At 70.2% G+C, this 19,902-nt stretch carries 17 protein-coding genes; 7 read left to right on the top strand and 10 right to left on the bottom strand.

The features are described 5' to 3' along the window. The first annotated feature begins 10 nt into the window (after positions 1 to 10). Positions 11 to 475, top strand: coding sequence for a hypothetical protein (locus HBB12_RS01980; protein ID WP_236987819.1), 465 nt, complete (start codon positions 11 to 13; stop codon positions 473 to 475). A 255-nt stretch (positions 476 to 730) separates the two neighbouring features. On the opposite strand, the gene mdoH is transcribed toward HBB12_RS01980, so the two are convergent. Beyond that, the gene (gene mdoH / locus HBB12_RS01975) at positions 731 to 2,650 is read right to left on the bottom strand and encodes a glucans biosynthesis glucosyltransferase MdoH (protein ID WP_236987818.1); all 1,920 of its coding nucleotides are present in this window, start codon (positions 2,648 to 2,650) and stop codon (positions 731 to 733) included. A gap of 645 nt (positions 2,651 to 3,295) precedes the next feature. Here mdoH and HBB12_RS01970 point away from each other — a divergent pair. Beyond that, positions 3,296 to 4,375 carry a B12-binding domain-containing radical SAM protein gene (locus HBB12_RS01970; protein WP_236987817.1) on the top strand — a complete coding sequence of 360 codons (1,080 nt, stop codon included), beginning with the start codon at positions 3,296 to 3,298 and terminating at the stop codon, positions 4,373 to 4,375. Next, a complete protein-coding gene (locus HBB12_RS01965) occupies positions 4,360 to 5,532 on the top strand; it encodes a glycosyltransferase family 4 protein (protein ID WP_236987816.1) in 1,173 nt (390 codons plus the stop codon). Before HBB12_RS01970 ends, HBB12_RS01965 begins: the two co-directional genes overlap by 16 nt. 71 nt (positions 5,533 to 5,603) lie before the next feature. Here HBB12_RS01965 and HBB12_RS01960 read toward each other — a convergent pair whose 3' ends face one another. Genes HBB12_RS01960 through HBB12_RS01950 form a run of 3 tightly spaced genes read right to left on the bottom strand, consistent with a single transcriptional unit; the run spans position 5,604 to position 8,957 of the window. Next, entirely contained in the window at positions 5,604 to 6,734 is a 1,131-nt protein-coding gene (locus tag HBB12_RS01960) for a M20/M25/M40 family metallo-hydrolase (RefSeq protein ID WP_236987815.1), read from the bottom strand. A gap of 1 nt (position 6,735) precedes the next feature. Next, a complete protein-coding gene (locus HBB12_RS01955; protein WP_236987814.1) occupies positions 6,736 to 7,629 on the bottom strand; it encodes a polysaccharide deacetylase family protein in 894 nt (297 codons plus the stop codon). A gap of 14 nt (positions 7,630 to 7,643) precedes the next feature. Continuing rightward, complete coding sequence (locus HBB12_RS01950) at positions 7,644 to 8,957, bottom strand: MFS transporter (protein WP_236987813.1); 1,314 nt, start codon at positions 8,955 to 8,957, stop codon at positions 7,644 to 7,646. Between the two features lie 85 nt (positions 8,958 to 9,042). On the opposite strand from HBB12_RS01950, the gene HBB12_RS01945 reads away from it, so the two are divergent. Next, positions 9,043 to 9,813 (top strand): IclR family transcriptional regulator, encoded by a 771-nt coding sequence (locus HBB12_RS01945; RefSeq protein ID WP_236987812.1) that lies wholly within the window; start codon positions 9,043 to 9,045, stop codon positions 9,811 to 9,813. A gap of 4 nt (positions 9,814 to 9,817) precedes the next feature. Here HBB12_RS01945 and HBB12_RS01940 read toward each other — a convergent pair whose 3' ends face one another. Then, the gene (locus HBB12_RS01940; protein ID WP_236987811.1) at positions 9,818 to 9,961 is read right to left on the bottom strand and encodes a hypothetical protein; all 144 of its coding nucleotides are present in this window, start codon (positions 9,959 to 9,961) and stop codon (positions 9,818 to 9,820) included. A gap of 252 nt (positions 9,962 to 10,213) precedes the next feature. Between HBB12_RS01940 and HBB12_RS01935 the strand changes: the two genes are divergently transcribed. After that, entirely contained in the window at positions 10,214 to 10,477 is a 264-nt protein-coding gene (locus HBB12_RS01935) for a hypothetical protein (RefSeq protein WP_236987810.1), read from the top strand. 69 nt (positions 10,478 to 10,546) lie between these two features. Here HBB12_RS01935 and HBB12_RS01930 read toward each other — a convergent pair whose 3' ends face one another. From HBB12_RS01930 to HBB12_RS01915, 4 genes are all read right to left on the bottom strand, one after another. Next, positions 10,547 to 11,728, bottom strand: a complete 1,182-nt coding sequence (locus tag HBB12_RS01930; RefSeq protein ID WP_236992631.1) for an alpha-hydroxy acid oxidase — start codon at positions 11,726 to 11,728, stop codon at positions 10,547 to 10,549. A gap of 218 nt (positions 11,729 to 11,946) precedes the next feature. Then, positions 11,947 to 13,497, bottom strand: coding sequence for a cation:proton antiporter (locus HBB12_RS01925; RefSeq protein ID WP_236987809.1), 1,551 nt, complete (start codon positions 13,495 to 13,497; stop codon positions 11,947 to 11,949). A gap of 94 nt (positions 13,498 to 13,591) precedes the next feature. After that, positions 13,592 to 13,807 (bottom strand): hypothetical protein, encoded by a 216-nt coding sequence (locus HBB12_RS01920; protein ID WP_236987808.1) that lies wholly within the window; start codon positions 13,805 to 13,807, stop codon positions 13,592 to 13,594. 58 nt (positions 13,808 to 13,865) lie between these two features. Next, the gene (locus HBB12_RS01915) at positions 13,866 to 14,270 is read right to left on the bottom strand and encodes a flagellar biosynthesis repressor FlbT (RefSeq protein ID WP_236987807.1); all 405 of its coding nucleotides are present in this window, start codon (positions 14,268 to 14,270) and stop codon (positions 13,866 to 13,868) included. Between the two features lie 444 nt (positions 14,271 to 14,714). Between HBB12_RS01915 and HBB12_RS01910 the strand changes: the two genes are divergently transcribed. After that, positions 14,715 to 16,598: a flagellin N-terminal helical domain-containing protein gene (locus tag HBB12_RS01910; protein ID WP_236987806.1), complete on the top strand. Its 1,884-nt coding sequence runs from the start codon at positions 14,715 to 14,717 to the stop codon at positions 16,596 to 16,598. Between the two features lie 1,027 nt (positions 16,599 to 17,625). Next, positions 17,626 to 19,509, top strand: coding sequence for a flagellin N-terminal helical domain-containing protein (locus HBB12_RS01905; protein WP_236987805.1), 1,884 nt, complete (start codon positions 17,626 to 17,628; stop codon positions 19,507 to 19,509). Between the two features lie 70 nt (positions 19,510 to 19,579). Here HBB12_RS01905 and HBB12_RS01900 read toward each other — a convergent pair whose 3' ends face one another. Next, the gene (locus HBB12_RS01900; protein ID WP_236987804.1) at positions 19,580 to 19,900 is read right to left on the bottom strand and encodes a cupin domain-containing protein; all 321 of its coding nucleotides are present in this window, start codon (positions 19,898 to 19,900) and stop codon (positions 19,580 to 19,582) included. Between the last annotated feature and the right edge of the window lie 2 nt (positions 19,901 to 19,902).

The raw sequence follows: 19,902 nt of genomic DNA, 5'->3' as shown, positions 1-19,902 counted from the left end.
GAGACCCGCCATGCCCGCCGCCCTGCCCCTCGCGCTCCTCGGTGCGCAGCTCGTTCTCGTCGCGGCGGATGGACCGCCGCGGCTCGATATTGCGGCCACCTGCAACTCGCCCGGCCGCGCCTCGGTCAGCCAGGAGGCCGGCGCCGATGGCTGCCTGCGCTCAGAGCGCTCGGCCGGCGACGAGCTGCGCAAGCGCTGGGGCCAGTTCTCCGGCTCGGCCAAGACCCAGTGCTCGCAGCAATCGACGGCCGGCGGCTTCCCGAGCTACGTCGAGATGCTGACCTGCCTCGAACTCGCCAGCGGCGCCGTGCCGGTGACGAGCCCGACCAACCGCGCCACCGCCGGCCAGGGCAGCCCCGCCACCACCGGCAGCGTCCGCGGCCGCCCGGAGGAGCGCGCCGACAGCCTGACCGCCGAGCCCTCGCCGAGCCAGCGCACCGACCCGCTCAAGGTGCTGGGTAAGCCGGCGAAATGAGACTGTGCTGAGAGCCTGTTCGAGCAGTTGTGCCGATCGATCCGGCGCATACGTTGACATCTCGCCACGTCATCCCGGGGCTCGCCGAAGACGAGAACCCGGGATCCATGAACGCCGACGAATCCTGAAAACGCTGACAGCGTTCCGCCTCGTCCCGAAACCTCAGCGTTCATGGATCCCGGGCTCCGCTGCGCGGCCCCGGGATGACATTGCTGGTTTCAATTCAGTCGGCCAACTCAACCGGGCTCATAGTTCTTAGCGTGGCGGCGACGCCTTCGCATCATCCGTCGCGGTCGCGAGCCAGACCGGCGCCTCGCCGCGACCCGGGTGCGCCCGTGCGGCGCCTTGCGGCGCGGCGCGGGCGATCATGAGGTCGCGCAGCTCCGGGGCCTGGGCGGTGTCGTCGATGGTGAGAAACAGGCCGCGGCGGCGCGCCGCCTGGCCGAGATCGGCGCGGCTGGTCAGCACGCTGAGCGCGGGGCTCGCCAGCAAGGCGAGGACCAGCGGCGCCATCCACAGTGCCAGCCACGGATCGGCGGCATAGGCGAGCGCCGCCGCGAGCACGCCGCCCGCCACCAGAGAATCGGCCTGGAGCCGGCAGGCCTCGGACCACGGTACCCGGCGGTCGTCGCGGACCTGGGTGTCCCAGCGCACCACCCGTCCGGCGAAGGTCGTCGCGACCGCGCCGGCATTGAACAGGGTCATGACCGGCCAGAGCAGCACCCAAAGGGCCTGTTCGAGGGCGGCGCTGACGAGCAGGCGGCGCGTGCCCCCGAAGGCGGCGCGGCGCTCCGGCGAGAGCAGGACGTGGCCGAGGCTGAGGAGCTTCGGCAGGGCCAGGACGGCGAGGCTCAAGGAGGCCAGGATGACTGACGCCGGCCCCTCGCCGGTGAGGCCGTAGGCGATGAGCCCGAGATCGCCGCTGCGGATCGCCTGCCAGGTTCCCAGGCCTAAGAAGGCGACCCAGACCGGCGAGGCGAGGTAGGACAGGATGCCGGCGCCGAGATGCCAGCGGCTGCCGGCGGTGAGGCCAGCTGAGCGGATGATGCCGAGATGCTGGAGGTTGCCCTGGCACCAGCGCCGCTCGCGGCCGAGCAGGTCGATGAGGTTGGTGGGCATCTCCTCCCAGGTGCCGGGCTCCTCCGGCAGCAGGCGCAGCTCCCAGCCGGCCCGGCGCAGGAACGCGCCCTCGACCGTGTCGTGGCACAGGATCTCGCCGCCGAGCGGCGCGCGGCCCGGCAGCACCGGCAATTCGGCATTGGCCGCGAAGGCCGCGATGCGCAGGATGGCGTTGTGGCCCCAATAGCCCCCATCCGGCCCCTGCCAGGTCTCCAGCGCCCGGATCGAGAGCGGGGCGTAGAGCCGCACGGCGAATTGCTGGATGCGGGCGAACAGGGTGTCGCGCCCGGCGGCGTAGCTGACGGTCTGGATCAGGCCGGTGCGGGGATTCTCCTCCATCAGCCGCACCAGGCGGCGCATGGCGGCACCGGTCATCAGGCTGTCGGCGTCGAGCACGATCATGAAGTCGTAATCACCGCCGTAAGTCCGGCAGAACTCGCCGACATTGCCGGCCTTGCGGCCGCTATTCTCCTGGCGGCGGCGGTAGCGGATCGCCGGGAGGCCGGGTCCGGCGGTCTGGCGCCACGCCTGGATCCGGGCGAACTCGCGCTCCTCGGCCGCCGCGATCTCCGGGTCGCGCGTGTCGCTGAGGACGAAGATGTCGAGGTCGCGCCCGTCGCCGCCGGTGCGGGCGAGCGACCGGGCCATCACCCGGATCGCCGCGAACACCGCCGCCGCGTCCTCGGCGTGGATCGCCACCACGGCCGCGGTGCGGCTGCGGCCGCTCGCCTGCGGGGCGATCTCGGCGGCCTGCCGCTCCACCCGCGACATCACCCGCGTCCCGAGACCGGCGGCAACGGCGCCGTAGAGATACGTCCAGGCGATGTAGGATTGCCAGGCCATCGCCAGGCAGAACAGGATCAGCACCGCGCCTTCGAGCAGCCCGTCCGGCACGCCGGTGACGGCGAGGGCCGCGAGCGCGAGGGCGAGGGCCGTCGCCACCGTCGGCAGGAACAGGGCCAGCCGGCGCCGACGCAAGTCGGCGGTCTCACGGGGGCAAGGGTCCGCGCCGGGCGCAGCCGGCGCCGCATCGTGCGACGGGGGAACGAGGGGCATGGAGGGTCGCGTGAACTCGGTGGAGGGGGCCGGAGCGGGACTCCGGAAGACGCGCCGTGGCTGCGCTATCCCGCTGGCATCGCTTTGATCGTTCTTGTGGATCAATCGGGCTGAATGACGCCAGAACGATGACACATGTTCGCGGCACTCTCGCCCGGTAGAGACAGCCGGAGCGTCTGCGCCGGCGACGGTCGGCAACTCGAGGAGCGTGACGGGCGCCGCAGGGAGGCCATCCCCTCGACCTGGGTTTCCTCGATCCGGGTTTCGAGGACCGGCGCGCCGGCGACCGGCACTGCTACGTCTCCGATACTCGCCGCGCTGCCGCCGATCTCGGGCTGCCCCGGCCGCTGCCCTCGCGGCGGGGCCTCACGCGTTTGGCCGCCTGGCTCGCCGGAAGCCGGGGCCTGCGGACGGCCGTGCCAGCCTGAGACACGCGCGAAACGCGTTTCGGTTCCAGCTCGGGGCCTGCGGCTGCGGCATGGTCGGCCCCGTGCCATGCGCCGGCTGCATGGCGGACGCCTCATCGGTATCAATCGCTTAACCGCATTCGGGCGAAAAGCCCTTGTCGTCCGGAGCGGACCCGCCACTTCGCACATAGTCGCCACCAGTATCTGCGATGCCCGTTTCCGGTCCAGGACAGCCGCTTTGAGAATCGCCCTCGTCAACCCGACCTGGAGCTTCGAGAACAGCACCGATTGCGGGTGCCGTTCGCTGCGCCTCCCCCTGGAGTTCGGGGCCTGCAAGGTGCTGCTGGAGCGGGCCGGCCACGACGTGCTGATGCCGGACGGCGCCCTCGACGGTCTCTCGCTCGAAGGCCTCGCCGACCGGGTGGCGGACTTCGCCCCCGCCATGACGGTGGTGACCACCGCCTCGACCTCCCTGTTCCGGCGCTGCGCCCAGCCGGAATCGCGGGTCCCCCGCGCCTTCCTCGACGCGCTCGCCGGCCGCGGCGGCCGCACCGTGGCGGTCGGCCCGCACGGCTCGGTCACCCCGGCGACGACGCTTGGCAAGCTCGGCTTCGATCGGGCGCCGGAGGGGCCGGGCGCCGAGGTCGAGGTCTCGCGCGGCCGCCCTTATTCCTGCACCTTTTGCGCCGAGATCGACTTCCGGGACAAATACCGGCGGCGCGCGCTGCCGGCCATCCTGGAGGAGGTCGACCGGTTGATCGCGCAAGGGCTGAGCGACCTCTCCTTCATCGACGAGATCTTCCTGCCCCGAAGAGCCCTGCCGGAGGCGCTCGCAGCCCGCGCGGTGGAGTTCGGGGTGCGGACGCGGATCGACCTGTGGAAGCCCGGCATGCTCGACATGCTGGGCGCTGCCGGCTGCGTCTCGATCGAGGCCGGCGTCGAGGGCCGGACGGAAGGCGGCCGCGCGATGCGCGACAAGACCTGCCGCGCCTCGACCGACGACCTCGCCTTGCGCCTGGTCCATGCCCGCCGCTCGGTGCCCTTCGTGCAGGCAAACCCGATCAAGGTCGCGGGCGACGACCCCGAGACGGTCGCGGCCCGGCGCGACCGCCGGCGCGCCGCCGGCATCCGGGCCAACGATCCCGTGCCGCTCTCCCCGTCCTCGCCCGACTACCGCCGCCTCTGGGGCGAGCCGGACGGCGAGGCCTGGGAGCGGGCACGCGCCCATGACCTCGGCCAGTTCGACCGCTTCGGCGACGGTCAAGAAGAACGGCCGGCCCCGTTGCGCGAGTTGGAGGCGGCATGCTGCCCAGCCTGACGGTCCCGGCCGGACGCCCCCTCCCCTATCGGGGGGCGCCGGCCCTCAACCTGTTCATGACCGTCGATGCGGTTGGCGGAATCTGGCAATACGGGCTCGACCTCGCCGAGGAGCTGACGCGCCAGGGCGTCGGCGTGACCCTGGCGGTGCTCGGCCCCGAGCCGAGCCAGGACCAGCTCCGCGCCGCCCGTGCCATCCGCGGCCTCGCCCTGTGCCCGCTGGGCGCCAGCCTCGACTGGACAGCGCTGACCCGCCGCGAGGTCGAGGCGGCGGCCACCCTGGTCGCCCGCGAGGCCGAGCGGGCCGGCGCCGACCTGATCCACCTCAACAGCCCGGCGCTCGCCGCCATCACCGATTTCTGCGCCCCCGTCATCGCGGTCGCGCATTCCTGCGTGGCGACCTGGTGGGCGGCGATGCGCCCCGGCCCCCTGCCCCCCGACCTCGCCTGGCGGGCGAGCCTGGTGGCGGAGGGCTACCGGCGGGTCGACATGCTGCTCAGCCCGACCCGCGCCTTCGCGGAAGCCACCGCCGCGACCTACGGCATCGCCCCGCCCCGGGTGGTGCCGAACGGCCGGCGCAAGCCCGCCGACCGCGGCCAGCGCAGCCCGGCAGGCGCCGCCGCCTCGCCCTTCGCCTTCACCGCCGGCCGGCTCTGGGACGAGGGCAAGAACGCCCGCACCCTCGACCGGGCCGCTGCCCGGATGCAGCTGCCGCTGCTCGCCGCCGGCGACCTCAAGGGCCCGAACGCGGCGCAGTTCTCGCCCGAGCACCTGCGCCCCCTCGGTCGGCTCAGCGACCAGGACGTGGCGCGCTGGCTCGCCGGCGCCCCGATCTACGCTTCCGCCGCCCGCTACGAGCCCTTCGGCCTCGGCGTGCTGGAGGCCGCGAGCGCCGGTTGTGCCCTGGTGCTCTCCGACATCCCGACCTTCCGCGAATTGTGGGACGAGGCCGCGATCTTCATCGCGCCCGACGACGAGGCCGGCTTCGCCCACGCCATCGAGATGGTGGCGGGCGACCCCGCGATCCGCGCGCGACTCGGCGCCGAGGCGCGGTCCCGGGCCGAGGCCTACACGGTCGAGGCGATGACGGCGGGCGTCCTCGACGCCTACCGGGCGGTGCTGGAGGCCCCGCCCCTGCGGGCCGGGGTTCCGGGTTGAGGATCGTGTCGCGTGCCCGCGCTCGTGCTGGAACCACGGCCACGCGGTCGCGGCACCCGAGCCGCAAGCGCTCACGCCGTCCCACCGACCCGCACCAGCAGGTTCGCCATCACGCCGATCCGCGGCCCCAGGCTCGCGAGATCCAGATGCTCGTCATGGGCGTGGAGCCCCGCGCCGCAGGGACCGAGCCCGTCGAGGGTCGGCACGCCGAGGGCGCCGGTGAAGTTCCCGTCCGAGCCGCCGCCCGACACCTCCGGCGAGACGACGACCCCGAGCGCCGCCGCCACCGCCTGCGCCGCCTCGTAGAGCGCCCGGTCCCCCGTCCCGGTGCGCCAGAGCGGGCGCTCGCTCGCGAGGTCGATCGCCAGCCGCTCATCCGCCTCCGCGGCGACGATCCCGGCGATCTCCGCGCGCCGCGCGTCGTCGGCGGCAACGCATAGCATCTCGGCCGAGGCGTGCTCGGGCACGCAATTGACCCACGTGCCCCCGCCGATCACCCCGACGCCGAGGCTCGCGCCCGGCACGCTCCGGCTCTCCAGGGCGACGATCGCGCGGGCGAGCCGGTGGATCGCGGAATCTCCCTTCGCGGGGTCGCGGCCGGCATGGGCGGGCCGGCCGGTCGCCGACAGCGCGTAGCGCAGGATCGCGTGGCGGCCGACGACGAGGCCGCCATTGTCGCGGGCGGGCTCCGGCACCAGGACGCAGGCCGCCGCCTTCGCCCGCGCCTCGATCAGCCCGCGGGAGCGGGGCGAGCCGATCTCCTCGTCGGAGGTGATCAGGATCTCGACCGGCCGGGCGAGATGCGGGCCGGCCCGGCGGAGCGCCTCCAGAGCCAGCACGATCCCGCCCTTCATGTCGAGGATGCCGGGCCCGAAGGCACGGCTCCCCTCGATCCGCCACGGATTGGCGGCGAGCTCGCCGACCGGGTGGACGGTGTCGAGATGGCCGAGGATCAGGATCGGCGGGCCGGTCAGCGCCCCGCCCCGATCGTACCTGGCCCGGACGGCCCCGGCGGCGTCGAGATCGGGGGCGGGGTCCGACATCGCGAGGCCGTCCGCCCCCAGTTCCGCCCGCATCAGGGCGAGCCCGGCGGCAAGCGCGTCGGGGGCGTAGCTCGGCGTCTCGCACAGGACGAGGCGCCGCAGGCGGTCGAGGGCGGGCGCGAGGTCCGCCGGGCCCGGAATCAGAGGAACCTGGGGCACGTCACAACGCCGTCGCCGCGTGGGCGGCGATGTCGGCATGGGTGGCGAACCACACGTCGCCCTTCGCCTTGGCGGCGCGGATCAGCTCCTCGACGATCCACAGGCGCGAGCGGTAGCCGATGATGTGCGGGTGCATGGTGAGCTGGAACAGCCCGCCCTCGCGATAGGCGCCCTCGAACTCGCGCATGAAGATCGCGAGCACGTCCTCGGGCCCGATATGCGGGCGCAAGCCCTCGAACCGGCTCATCATGAAGTAGGGCGCGTCGTCCCGGATCCATTCGACCGGAATCTCGACCACCCCGGTCGGCTCGCCGTCCTCCAGGAGTTCGTAGCAGGAATCGTCGGCCATCAGCGACGAATCGTAGCGCAGACCCATCTCGCGGATGATCGCCAAGGTCGCGTCCGAATAGTCCCAGGACGGGGTGCGCAGGCCCACCGGGCGCGTGCCCGTGATCGCCTCCAGGGCGTCGGCGCTGCGCAGCATCAGGTCGCGCTCGGCCTCCCGCGGCAGCACCGAGTTCAGCTCGTGGATCCAGCCGTGGATGCCGATCTCGTGGCCGGCCGCCACCACGGCGCGCTGCTCGTCGGGATAGAGCATCGCCACCACCGCCGGCACGTAGAAGCTCGCCGGGACATCATGCTCGGAGAGGAGCTTCAGGATGCGCGGCATGCCCTGGCGGTTGCCGTACTGGCCCCAGGAGAGCCGCCCGAGCGACTTGCCGCCGTCGCGCAACTCGTTGGTCTCGTGGTCGACGTCGAAGGACAGGGCGACCGCGCACCGCTTGGCCCCGGGCCAGGCCGGGGCCAGGGTGCGGCCGGCCCGGACCTTGTTCACGCGCTGGCGCCAGTGGCTCTCGGGCCATTGCCACGGCTTGAGGGCGGCGGAATCGGTCATGGGGGGCACTCCGATCAGGCGAGCCGGGTCTTGCCGGTCTCCGGCATCCGCACGAGGACGGCGAGCGTGACCGCCGCCATCGGGATCAGGTAGGCGACGCTCGGCGCCAGCGCCGAGCCGGTCGCGGCGATGAGCCAGGTGGCGACGAAGGGCGCGAAGCCCCCGAACACCGCGACCGCGAGCGTGTAGCCGATCGACATCCAGGTCGAGCGCAGGTGGCTCGGAAACATCTCCGAGATCGCCGCCGGGCCGGGGCCGGAATAGAGCGCGACGATGATGCCGAACACGACCTGGATCGCCACCACGGTGGCAAAGCCCGCCCCGTCGGCGACGATCCGGAACAGCGGGTAGGACAGGAGGATCGCCGCGACCGCGCTGGCGATCAGGAGCGGCTTGCGGCCGATCCGATCCGAGAGATGGCCGAAGACCGGAACGGTCAGCACCATCGCCACGAGCCCGATCGTGTTCGACCACAGGGCCTGCGAGGCGGAGAGCGCGCCGTATTTCTGCGTGAAGGTCGGCATGTAGGACAGCAGCATGTAGTACGACACGGTCCAGAAGATCGTGAAGCCGAAGGCGCGCAGCCCCAAGCGCGGGCCGCTCTCGCCCGCGGGCGGCACCGCGGCGGCCTTGCCGTGCTGGACCTTTGCCTCGAAGACCGGGGTCTCGTCGACGCTGCGGCGGATCAGGATGCCGACGACGAGGAGCGAGGCGCCCAGCAGGAACGGGATGCGCCAGCCCCAGGCCAGCATCGCCTCGGGGCTGAGGAGCGAGGTCAGCAGGGCCGCGACGCCGGACCCGAGCAGGATGCCGGAGGCGGTGCTGACCTGCTGGAACGAGCCGAACAGCCCGCGCCGCCCTTCCGGCGCCCATTCGATGATGAAGGCCGTGGAGGCGCCCCACTCCCCGCCGGCCGCGATGCCCTGGAGGATGCGCAAGGTCACCAGCAGGGCCGGCGCCGCGATCCCGATCCGGGCGTAGGTCGGCAGCAGGCCCAGCCCGATCGTGCCGAGCGCCATCATCAGCAGGGTCAGCACCAGCGCGACCTTGCGCCCGCGCCGGTCGCCGAGGCGCCCGATCACCGCGCCGCCGAAGGGCCGGGCCAGGAAGCCGACGCCGTAGGCCGCGAAGGTCGCGAGCAGCGAGGCGGTGGGGTCGCTCGAGGGGAAGAACGCCGCCGAGATCGACCCGGCCAGGAAGGCGTAGACCCCGAAATCATACCATTCGAGCATGTTGCCGATGCAGGCGGCGGCGATCGCCTTGCGCGCCCGGGGGTCGAGGCCCGGCCGGGATCGACGGGCCTCCCTCGTCGCGACCGTGCCGTCCATGCCGAACTCCGCTCGTCTGTATTGCCATGCAATACGCTGCATTGCATGATATGCTGGTTCAGGGGACGAGGCGATGTCAACGGACGTGAGCGGCGAAACCGCGCGAAGCCGGCTCTTTGTGCAATCCGTCGAAAAATGCTTCGCCGTACTCGAAGCGTTCCAGGGCGCCCGCTATCTGTCCTTGCAGGAGATCAGCCAGCGTTGCGGCCACGACAAGAGCACGTGCCAGCGCATGGCCCACACGCTGGCGCAGCTCGGCTATCTCGACCAATGCGAGACGACCCGGCGCTATGTGCTTGCCGACCGGGTGCTCGATCTGAGCTATCACCTGCTGCGCAACCACCCGCTGATCGAGCGGGCGACCCCGATCCTGATGGACCTGCGCCGGGCCTGCGACGCGCGGGTCGACCTGAGCTTCTTCTCGCGGGCATCGCTGGTCTATGCGCTGCGGCTGCAGGCGCGGGCCGAGCCCTATTACACCAACCTGGTCGGGCGCCGGATTCCGCTCTTCTGCAGTGCCGGCGGTCGCGCGGTGCTGGCGGCCCTCGCGGAGCCGGAGGCCCGCGCCCTGGTGGAGGCGGAGGATCGCCGGCCGCTGACCCGGTTCACCCGCACGGAGGCCGAGGCGGTGATGGAGGCGGTGGCGGTGGCCAGGCGCGACGGCTACGCGGTCGCCGCCCACGAGGTGATCGAGGACGAGGTCGTGGTCGCGGTGGCGCTCCTCGACGGAGCCCGCCGGCCGTTCGGCGCCCTGCATGTCGCCGGCGAGGCCGGACGCTGGAGCGATCCGGAGGCCGTCGCCCGGGCCCTGCCGGGGCTGATGCGTGCCGCCGCCCTGGTGAGCGGCGCGGCGTGAGACTTCAGTACCGCACGAACTCGCCGAGACGGCCGGCGAGGCGATAGGCCCGCTCGCGGGTGAGGCCGCGCAGGATCACCCGGGCATCGCTGTAGAGGGTGAAGGTGCCGTCCGCGTCGGCCTGGATCCGGATGCCCTCGTGCTGCATGGCCTGCCCCCTCCCCTGTCGTTGCGTCACCGCTGCGGGGCGCGAGGGAAAACGCGCGGGGGCGCCGAAGGGTACGGCGCCGGCTCACATTTTTTAAACCATCGCTCGCACGAAAAATGATCGTGTCGCCGGAACCTATGCCGTTGGATGAACCTTTCTCGTGACCCGCCCCGAGCGGGAAAAGCCTCCCGCTCCGGCGGGCCGGTCCGCGCCCTTGAGGGCTTGAGGGCCGCGCAAGAGGAGACACCAAAGATGAAGAAGCTGACTCTGGGCCTCGCGGCAGCCGCCGTTCTCGGAACGCTCTCCTTCGGCGTCGGCGCGGCCTCCGCCGCCCCGGCGAGCCCGGCCGGCATCCAGGCCGCTCCCATGGTGGAGACGGTGCAGATGACCCGCGGCGAGCGCCGGATGATGCGCCACCACCGCATGCACCGGCACATGATGCATCGCCGCCACATGATGCACCGGCGGCACATGATGCGTCACCGCATGATGCACCGCCACATGCACCGCATGTAAGGGTTTTCGCTCCGCCCGGCCCTGTCGTCCCGCGGCCGGGCGGAGCCTTCCTTCGTCAGATGTCTCGCGTCAGAACGGCCGGTTCGTCGGAGCCGGCTGACCCGCCAGGATCCGCTCGTCGACCTGGCGCACGTCCCGCAGGCCGCACATCGCCATCGTGACGTCGAGTTCCTTGCGGATGATGTCGAGGCACTGGGTCACGCCCGCCTCGCCGCCGGCCCCGAGCCCGTACAGGAAGGCGCGGCCGATGAAGACGCCGTGCGCCCCGAGCGCCAGCGCCTTGATCACGTCCTGGCCCGAGCGGATGCCGCCATCCATCAGGACCTCGATCCGGTCGCCCACCGTCCGGACGATCTCGGGCAGGGCCGCGATCGACGAGATCGCGCCGTCGAGCTGGCGCCCGCCGTGGTTGGAGACGATCATCGCCTCGGCGCCGCTCTGCGCCGCCAGTTCCGCATCCTCGGGATCGAGGATCCCCTTCAGGATCAGCTTGCCGCCCCAGCGGTCGCGGATGCGCTTGACGTCGTCCCAGTTGAGGCGCGGGTCGAACTGCTCGGCGGTCCAGGACGAGAGCGAGCGCAGGTCCCCCACCCCTTGCGCGTGCCCGACGATGTTGCGGAAGGTGCGGCGCTGGGTGCGCAGCATGTTCAGGCACCAGCGCGGCTTCGTCGCCAGGTTGACGATGTTGGGGATCGTCATCCGGGGCGGGGTCGAGAGGCCGTTCTTCACGTCCTTGTGGCGCTGGCCCAGGATCTGGAGGTCGAGGGTGAGCACGAGCGCCGAGCATTGCGCCGCCTTGGCGCGGTCGATCAGCCGGTCGATGAAGTCCCGGTCGCGCATCACGTAGAGCTGGAACCAGAACGGCGCGTCGGTATTCTCGGCCACGTCCTCGATCGAGCAGATGCTCATGGTCGACAGCGTGAACGGCACGCCGGCCTTGGCGGCGGCGCGCGCCGCCAGGATCTCGCCGTCGGCGTGCTGCATGCCCGTCAGCCCGGTCGGCGCCAGCGCCACCGGCATGCTGACGGGAAGGCCCACCATGGTGCTGGCGAGCGTCCGGTTCGTCATGTCGACGGCGACGCGCTGGCGCAGCTTGATCCTGGAGAAATCGTCCTCGTTCGCCCGGTAGGTGCCCTCCGTGTACGAGCCGGAATCGGCGTAGTCGTAGAACATCCGCGGCACCCGCCGCTCGGCGAGCACGCGCAGGTCCTCGATGCAGGTGACGGGCCCGCTCGTGAAGAACCGCGACATCCAGGATGGCGGCCGCGACGAGGGCATTCGGGTGGCGTGCATGGCGTCTCGCTCGTTTGACGTCTCTTCTCGCCCTGCGCGGGGAACAGCCTTGGCGGGGACGGCCCTCTGGCCCGGCGCGCAGGTTTTTGGTCTCAAGCCCGCCCGGGATACAATCAACCGTTCGGGTCTGACCATCGTTTTCGCCGTGCGCCCGGCGCGGCCCGGCACCGCGTGGATCAAGGGGCGACCTCCTCCCGCGGCGTCGCGCTGAGCTCGGTCCAGTCCAGCTCCTCCTCGAGGCGCAAGTAAGCGTCGTCGCCGATCTCGTCGCGCTCGCGCAAGGACAGGATGACCGCGCGGGCGGCCTCGACGGCGCGGCGGCGCAAGCGGTCGGCCGGCAGGCTCTCCGGGGCGAGGCCCTCGTCATGGTCCTCCGCCTCGCTGAGCGCCGCGTCGAATTCCCGCCGCAGGGCCTCGGCATGGGGCGAGGTCTCGTCGGCCAGGCTGTCGCGGGCCGCCCGGTAGGCCGCGGCGCGGGCCCGGCCGATCTCGATCCCGACCGGATCGTCGTCGCCGAGCGAGAACCAGGCCAGCAGCGGGCGCAAGGTCAGGCCCTGGATCACCAGGGTGCCGAGCACGACGCAGAACGCCGTCAGCACCACGAGATCGCGATGCGGGAAATCGCCCGGCAGCGCCAGCGCCAGCGCGATGGTGACGACGCCGCGCATCCCGCACCACGCCACCGTCGTGCCCGAGCGCAGGCCGATCGGCGCCGGCCCGACCGGACCGAACAGGCGGTGCCAGAGCCGGGCGACGGCCCGGGCGCCGAGCACCCAGGCGAGCCGCACCACCACCGTGGTGGCGAACACCGCCGCGGCGACGACCGCCGTGTGGCGGCGCTCCTCCGGGCTCAACCCCTCGAGGATCGGGCCGATCTGGAGGCCGATCAGCACGAAGGCCAGCACGTTGAGCACGAACACCGCCGTCTCCCAGACGGTGTTGGAGGTGACGCGCAGATGCGCCGGCATGGTCTGGGGCGAGAGCCGCGAGACGGTGAGCCCGAAGCTCACCACCGTCAGCACGCCCGAGACCTCGACCCGCTCGGCGGCGAGCCAGAGGCCGAAGGTGGCGACGAACTGGAGGACCACGAGGCTCGGCGGATCGGTGACCCGGCGCATCAGCCGGACGTAGAGCATCGCCAGGACCGGCCCGGCGACCAGTCCCCCGACGACGCCGATCAGGAAGGTCGGGGCAACCTCGGCGACCGAGAACGAGCCCGTCGCCACCGCCCCTAAAGCGAGGCGGTAGATCAGCAGCGACGAGGCGTCGTTGAACAGGCTCTCGCCCTTGAGAATGGTGACGAGGCGGTGGGGCAGCCGGAGATGGGCCAGCACCGAGAGCGCCGCCACCGCGTCCGGCGGCGCCACGATGGCACCGAGCACGATGCCGGCGGCGAGCGGCAGGTCGGGCACGAGCCAGCGCGCCACCAGCGCCACCGCGACCGTCGTGACCCCGACCGCCCCGACGACGAGGCCGGCGATCGGCATCCAGTTGCGCTTGAGGTCGCGCAGGCTGGTGTCATAGGCCGCGTCGAGCAGGACCGGGGCGAGGAAGAGCGCCAGCGCCAGGTCGGGATCGAGGCCGGGACGCGGCACCTGCGGCACGAAGGCCAGCACCACCCCGCCGATGGCGAGGAAAGCCGGGAACGGCGCCCCCAGGCGCCGCGCCACCCCGGCGAGCAGGACCGCGACGACGAGCACGCCGGCGATCCATTCGAAGATCAGCATCACCCCTCCAGTCTGAAGGAGGGCAACGCGCGCGGGGCTGGGGAGGTTTGGGGGCGATGACGTCGCTGGGCGCGATGAGCGGGACCGGGGGCGCTCAAGATCGCGGCAGGGCGGCCTGCAATTCGGCGATCTGGTTGGGCCGCAGGATATGCCCGTCGGCGAGCACGATCCACACCACGCCGCCCTCGATCCGGCCGGCTTCCGCCACGGCCTCGCGCAAGGTGACGGTGGGTCTCTCGGCCGTGTCGTCGCCCGGCCAGACGACGAGCTGCGCGGGGGTGCTCCAGTCGATGCGGGTGCGGTCGCTCATGGCCGCGTCATCACACCCCATTGCGGCCGGGCCGGGGCGAATTCGTTGCGAGGGCGTGTCAGGCGGCGTTGGTGGCGCCGGCGAGCCGCTCCATCAGGCTGCGCTCGTAGGCGACGAGTTCGCGGCCGACCTTGAGCGCGCGATGATACTGCTTGTTCGCGAGCTCGTCCTGGATCGCCACCAGGTAGGGCGCGCTCGTCGGCATGCCGCGCAGGATCTCCATCGATTGCCGCACCAGCAGGTCGTCGGCCTCCATCGGATGGTCGGCGAGGTAGATCAGCTGGAGCGTGACGCACAGGCGCTTGCAGGCGGTGTCGGCTCCGCTCTCCGGGATGATCTCGCTCTCGCGCAGGAACTTGCAGGTGTTCTCGATCAGCAGGTTGGTCGAGCGCTCGCCGTTGCGGAGCGCAGCACCATTGATGATCAGGCGCTCGAACGGCTTCAGGTGGATGCGCAGGGGCATGGGCGTCTGTCCGTATGATCTTGGGCGAAGGGTGCGCCTTTACGAGTTGGGTTGCATCCGGTCCGTCACCCCGACGGGCCGGCGGAGGACCGCGCCGCCCCCCGCCGCCCGTCCCGCTCCGACGCCTCGCCGGGGCACGCGGGCGGCACGACCGGCGCCGCCCCATCCGGAGATGGAAGCGACCGGCGGGCCTGCCCCCGAGGCGGGGCGTAAGGGAGGGAATGGGTGAACATGGGCCCGACGCTAGGGCGCGGACGATTAAGAATTCACTGTAGCGACGACCGAAACGACTGCCCCGGCGATAGATTTATCCAACATTAACCATAACAGGATGGGCATGATCGGCGCGACCGTTAGGCTTAAGAAAGACGAAAGGCCTGTGCGGCGATGGTGACGGCGTCGTCAAAAAGACGCCTCGCCCGACGATCAAAAAGGTCGCCACCCATGTCCGACATCACCCTCTCGGCCGCCACCCGCCAGAACCTCCTGTCGCTCCAGGATACGGCCGCGCTGCTCTCCACGACGCAGACGCGCCTCTCGACCGGCAAGAAGGTCAACAGCGCGCTCGACAGCCCGGTGAACTACTTCACCGCCCAGAACCTGAATTCGCGGTCGTCGTCCCTGACGAACCTGCTCGACGGCGTGTCGAACGGCATCCAGACGATCCAGGCCGCCAATACCGGAATCACCAAGCTGCGCGGCCTGACCGACCAGCTCAAGGCCATCACCCAGCAGGCCCTCTCGGCCGCAAATGCCTTCACCGCCAAGGCCAGCATCGGCTCGACCGCCCTGAGCGGCGCCACCGCCAACAACCTCCTGTCGGTCGGTGCGACCACCGCGGTGGCCGAGGCGGCGATCGGCGGCGCCAGCGTGACGAGGCAGCAGGCGGTCAGCAACACCCTCGATTCCACCGGCATCGCGGCCATCTTCACCGCCGCCGGTGGCAGCACCGCGACCCTCTCGATCGATGGCGTCAACGTCACCCTGAACCAGGCCACCGACGGCGCGAGCAGCCAGGCCGTCACCGACGCCATCAACAACCAGCTCAAGGCAGCCGGATCGGCCGTCACGGCGACCCTGGCCACGAACGTGATCACGCTCAAGGGTACCACCGACGGCGGTGCCTTCGCGCTCGGCACAGACTCGGTCACGACGTCCGCGTTCGCCACCGGCGCCAACCGGACGGCGGGTGTGTTCGTGCCGACCGCCACCAGCCTGGCCACCGGCGCCGGTTTCGTCGCCGGCGACACCTTCATGGTCAACGGCCAGGCCGTCACGGTCGGCCGCAGCGACACCCTGTCGTCTCTCGCCCAAAAGGTCAGCACCGCCACCGCCGGTGCAGTCAGCGCGACGTACGACGCCACCGCCAAGAAGTTCAGCTTCACGGCGGCGGACTCGGCGACCGGGATCGTGCTCGGCGATGGCAGCACCTCGACCGCGAAGATGTCGAACCTCGGCTTCTCGCTCATCAAGAGCTATGGCGCCGGGCAGGGCACCACGGTCGCGACGGCCGGCACCCCCCCGACCCAGACCTTCACCAAGAGTGCGCTCGACAGCAAGACGATCAGCGTCAAGGTCGCAGGCGGCAGCTTCACCAGCTTGACTTTCGGCACCGCTGCGGGCCAGATCTCGACCCTGAACCAGCTCAACGCTGCCCTGGCTCCGGCCAACGCAATGGCGAGCATCGACAGCACGACCGGTGCGCTGAAGATCAGCACCACCAACGAGGCGGGCGCCGACAACCTGATCCTGACGGCGACCGGCGCCGGCAACCCGTTCAGCTCCGGTAATTCGAGCGCGATCATCGGCGGTGACGGCGCCAATGCCCGTAACAACTTGGTCAACACCTATAACGGCCTTCTCTCCCAGATCGACCAGATGGCGGCGGATTCGGGCTTCAACGGCACGAACCTGCTGGCCGGCGACACCGTCAACGTCAGCTTCAACGAGCGCGGCACTTCCTCGCTCAAGGTGTCCGGTACGGCGGTGACGGCGTCAGGTCTGAACCTGATCGCGGTCGGCCAGACCGACTTCCAGGACAGCAACTCGATCAACGCCGTGATCGCCACGATCAACAGCGCGAACACCGCGCTCCAGAGCCAGGCCTCGACGTTGGGTGCCAACCTGGCGGTCGTGCAGAACCGGCAGGACTTCACCAAGCAGATGATCAACGTGCTCGATACGGGCGCGGCGAACCTGACGAATGCGGACCTGAACGAGGAGGCGGCGAACTCGCAGGCCCTCTCGACCCGCAACTCGCTCGGCATCTCGGCCCTGTCGCTCGCCAACCAGGCCCAGCAGGGCATCCTCCAGCTCCTGCGCGGCTGATCACGCGAGCGGAACAGGCTCAGGCTCCCCGCCTCTCGTGTGATACGAAATCCGGAAGATCACTTCCGGATTTCGTATCACCAGCCCGCGCGGCGCGTGAGCGAAGCCGATTTCCGCATCGCGAAGCGATCAGTCGGAAATCGTATGAGAGACGAGAAGCCTGAGCCTTTCGTGCATCCCGAACGGCCTCTCTACGACGGGCCACGGGACATGCGTGTCGTTGCTTCACGCCGTACGGCGCCGATTCCGAGAAATCCCAAGCAGATGCGTATGATGCGCATCTGCTTGGGATTCTTTCATTGTGCCCGAGCCCGCCCGAATCGTCGCGCCGATTACCTGCACAGGACACGACACAGCGGGTTGCGCAGTGTGGGAGAGACGGCCGAAAGCATGAACCCTCCCCCCACTGCGGGGGAGGGTTCATGCTCTCGGCCGTCGCTCTGGCACCCCGGCGGCCTCCCGCGTCGTGCAGTTCGAGTTATCTGCAGCAGACGTCGATATTTCTTCTCGCCATCCCGGGGCTCGTCGAAGATGAGAACCTGGGATGAAATGGACGGGTTGGCTTTTGTCGACCAACTCAAACAGGCCCTGACCATCTCTGTGAATGCATCCTCCGGCGATCGTGTCTCAGCGGATCGCAAAGGGTGCCGCCGAGCCTGATCTTGCAGGACGGGCAGCCAGATCGGCCAGCCACTGGAGCGGCTACGCTTGCCATGGACAGCACAGTGGCATGCTTCCAGTGGTCGCTGACGCCTGACGTGTCCTCAAGCAGCGCAACCCATTGCCACCCCTCATTCGATCCCTCGACCATTCGCTCTCAGCTGCGCGTGAATCATGGTAACTTCGGCATTAAGGTAAATCGATCAGTCGAGATGGGTACGGTCATTAACGTTCTGAAAGTCATGACCTTTGGAACCAGGGGAACGGAGGCCTTTTCAGCTTTGCGGTAAGGACCGGGCAAGGGCGACGGGGCCAATCTGACCTCGCCTTCAAAACACGAAGGTCTACCGATCAATAGGATCGCCCAATGTCTTCCGGAATCACCCTCTCGGCCGCCACCCGCCAGAACCTCCTGTCGCTCCAGGGCACCGCCGACCTACTGTCGACCACACAGTCCCGCCTTTCGACCGGCAAGAAGGTCAACACCGCCCTCGATAGCCCGAGCAATTACTTCACTGCTCAAGGCCTGTCCTCGCGTTCGTCGGCGCTGACCACCCTGCTCGACGGTGTGTCGAACGGCATCCAGACGATCCAGGCCGCCAATACCGGCATCACCAAGCTGCAGGGCCTAACCGACCAGCTCAAGTCCGTCGCTCAGCAGGCCCTCTCGGCCTCGAACGCCTTCACCGCCAAGGCCAGCGTCGGCTCGACCGCCCTGAGCGGCGCCACCGCCAACAACCTCCTGTCGGTCGGTGCGACCACCGCGGTGGCCGAGGCGGCGATCGGCGGCGCCAGCGTGACGAGGCAGCAGGCGGTCAGCAACACCCTCGATTCCACCGGCATCGCGGCCATCTTCACCGCCGCCGGTGGCAGCACCGCGACCCTCTCGATCGATGGCGTCAACGTCACCCTGAACCAGGCCACCGACGGCGCGAGCAGCCAGGCCGTCACCGACGCCATCAACAACCAGCTCAAGGCAGCCGGATCGGCCGTCACGGCGACCCTGGCCACGAACGTGATCACGCTCAAGGGTACCACCGACGGCGGTGCCTTCGCGCTCGGCACAGACTCGGTCACGACGTCCGCGTTCGCCACCGGCGCCAACCGGACGGCGGGTGTGTTCGTGCCGACCGCCACCAGCCTGGCCACCGGCGCCGGTTTCGTCGCCGGCGACACCTTCATGGTCAACGGCCAGGCCGTCACGGTCGGCCGCAGCGACACCCTGTCGTCTCTCGCCCAAAAGGTCAGCACCGCCACCGCCGGTGCAGTCAGCGCGACGTACGACGCCACCGCCAAGAAGTTCAGCTTCACGGCGGCGGACTCGGCGACCGGGATCGTGCTCGGCGATGGCAGCACCTCGACCGCGAAGATGTCGAACCTCGGCTTCTCGCTCATCAAGAGCTATGGCGCCGGGCAGGGCACCACGGTCGCGACGGCCGGCACCCCCCCGACCCAGACCTTCACCAAGAGTGCGCTCGACAGCAAGACGATCAGCGTCAAGGTCGCAGGCAGCAATACGATCAACCTGTCCTTCGGCACCGCTGCGGGCCAGATCTCGACCCTGAACCAGCTCAACGCTGCCCTGGCTCCGGGTAACGCGATGGCGAGCATCGACAGCACGACCGGCGCGATCAAGATCACCACCACCAACGAGGCGGGCGCGGATAACCTGACTCTGTCGGCGAGCGGCGCAGGCAACCCGTTCAGCTCTGCAACCTCGAGCGCGATCATCGGCGGCGACGGCGCCAACACCCGCAGCAACCTGGTGAGCACCTACAACAACCTGCTTTCCCAGATCGACCAGATGGCGGCGGATTCGGGCTTCAACGGCACGAACCTGCTGGCCGGCGACACCGTCAACGTCAGCTTCAACGAGAAGGGCACCTCCTCGCTGAAGATCGCCGGCACTCAGGTCTCGGCCTCGCTGCTCGGCATGGTCGCGGTTGGCCAGACCGACTTCCAGGACAGCAACTCGATCAACGCCGTGATCTCGACGATCAACAGCGCGTCGAGCCAGCTGAAGAACCAGGCCTCGACCCTGGGCGCCAACCTGGCGGTGGTGCAGAACCGGCAGGACTTCACCAAGCAGATGATCAACGTGCTCGATGCGGGCGCGGCGAACCTGACGAATGCGGACCTCAACGAGGAGGCAGCGAATTCGCAGGCTCTCTCGACCCGCAACTCGCTCGGCATCTCGGCCCTGTCGCTCGCCAACCAGTCGCAGCAGGGCATCCTCCAGCTCCTGCGCTGATCGGCGAACAACACCTCACGAAAGAAGCGGCCGGGGCTCACGCCCCGGCCGTTCCCGTTTCGGGGGGCTCTCAGGCGAGACCCGCCAGCCCCTCCGGCTTCTTCACCTCGATCTCCACGAAGGCGATCGGGTGGTCGGAGCCGTTCTGGACGTCGTGGCGGATGCCGGCCGGGCGGCGGTAGGACTGGCCGTGGGCGAGCGGCACCTCGGTGACGGTCGTGCCGTCGTGGACCCGCAGGGTGCCGGCGGTGATCATCACCACGAAATAGGGCCAGCCGTGCTCGTGCCAGCCGGTGACCGCGCCGGGCGAAAAGTCCCAGCGCGTGATGCGGACCGTGTCGTCGTCGTGCTGGACGGTCGGGATCGCGGGAATCGTGCAGGCGAAGGCCATCG

This window comes from Methylobacterium sp. SyP6R (genome assembly GCF_019216885.1).
Lineage (GTDB): Bacteria > Pseudomonadota > Alphaproteobacteria > Rhizobiales > Beijerinckiaceae > Methylobacterium.
Note: the sequence above shows the minus strand (reverse complement) of the source record. Positions and strands in the feature narration are given on the sequence as shown.

Bases quoted from the DNA above. Each gene is read 5' to 3' on its own strand.
- HBB12_RS01980 (WP_236987819.1), top strand. From the start codon at position 11: ATGCCCGCCGCCCTGCCCCTCGCGCTCCTCGGTGCGCAGCTCGTTCTC.
- mdoH (WP_236987818.1), bottom strand. From the start codon at position 2,650: ATGCCCCTCGTTCCCCCGTCGCACGATGCGGCGCCGGCTGCGCCCGGC.
- HBB12_RS01965 (WP_236987816.1), top strand. From the start codon at position 4,360: ATGCTGCCCAGCCTGACGGTCCCGGCCGGACGCCCCCTCCCCTATCGG.
- HBB12_RS01955 (WP_236987814.1), bottom strand. From the start codon at position 7,629: ATGACCGATTCCGCCGCCCTCAAGCCGTGGCAATGGCCCGAGAGCCAC.
- HBB12_RS01950 (WP_236987813.1), bottom strand. From the start codon at position 8,957: ATGGACGGCACGGTCGCGACGAGGGAGGCCCGTCGATCCCGGCCGGGC.
- HBB12_RS01940 (WP_236987811.1), bottom strand. From the start codon at position 9,961: ATGCAGCACGAGGGCATCCGGATCCAGGCCGACGCGGACGGCACCTTC.
- HBB12_RS01935 (WP_236987810.1), top strand. From the start codon at position 10,214: ATGAAGAAGCTGACTCTGGGCCTCGCGGCAGCCGCCGTTCTCGGAACG.
- HBB12_RS01930 (WP_236992631.1), bottom strand. From the start codon at position 11,728: ATGTCGCGGTTCTTCACGAGCGGGCCCGTCACCTGCATCGAGGACCTG.
- HBB12_RS01925 (WP_236987809.1), bottom strand. From the start codon at position 13,497: ATGCTGATCTTCGAATGGATCGCCGGCGTGCTCGTCGTCGCGGTCCTG.
- HBB12_RS01920 (WP_236987808.1), bottom strand. From the start codon at position 13,807: ATGAGCGACCGCACCCGCATCGACTGGAGCACCCCCGCGCAGCTCGTC.
- HBB12_RS01915 (WP_236987807.1), bottom strand. From the start codon at position 14,270: ATGCCCCTGCGCATCCACCTGAAGCCGTTCGAGCGCCTGATCATCAAT.
- HBB12_RS01910 (WP_236987806.1), top strand. From the start codon at position 14,715: ATGTCCGACATCACCCTCTCGGCCGCCACCCGCCAGAACCTCCTGTCG.
- HBB12_RS01905 (WP_236987805.1), top strand. From the start codon at position 17,626: ATGTCTTCCGGAATCACCCTCTCGGCCGCCACCCGCCAGAACCTCCTG.
- HBB12_RS01900 (WP_236987804.1), bottom strand. From the start codon at position 19,900: ATGGCCTTCGCCTGCACGATTCCCGCGATCCCGACCGTCCAGCACGAC.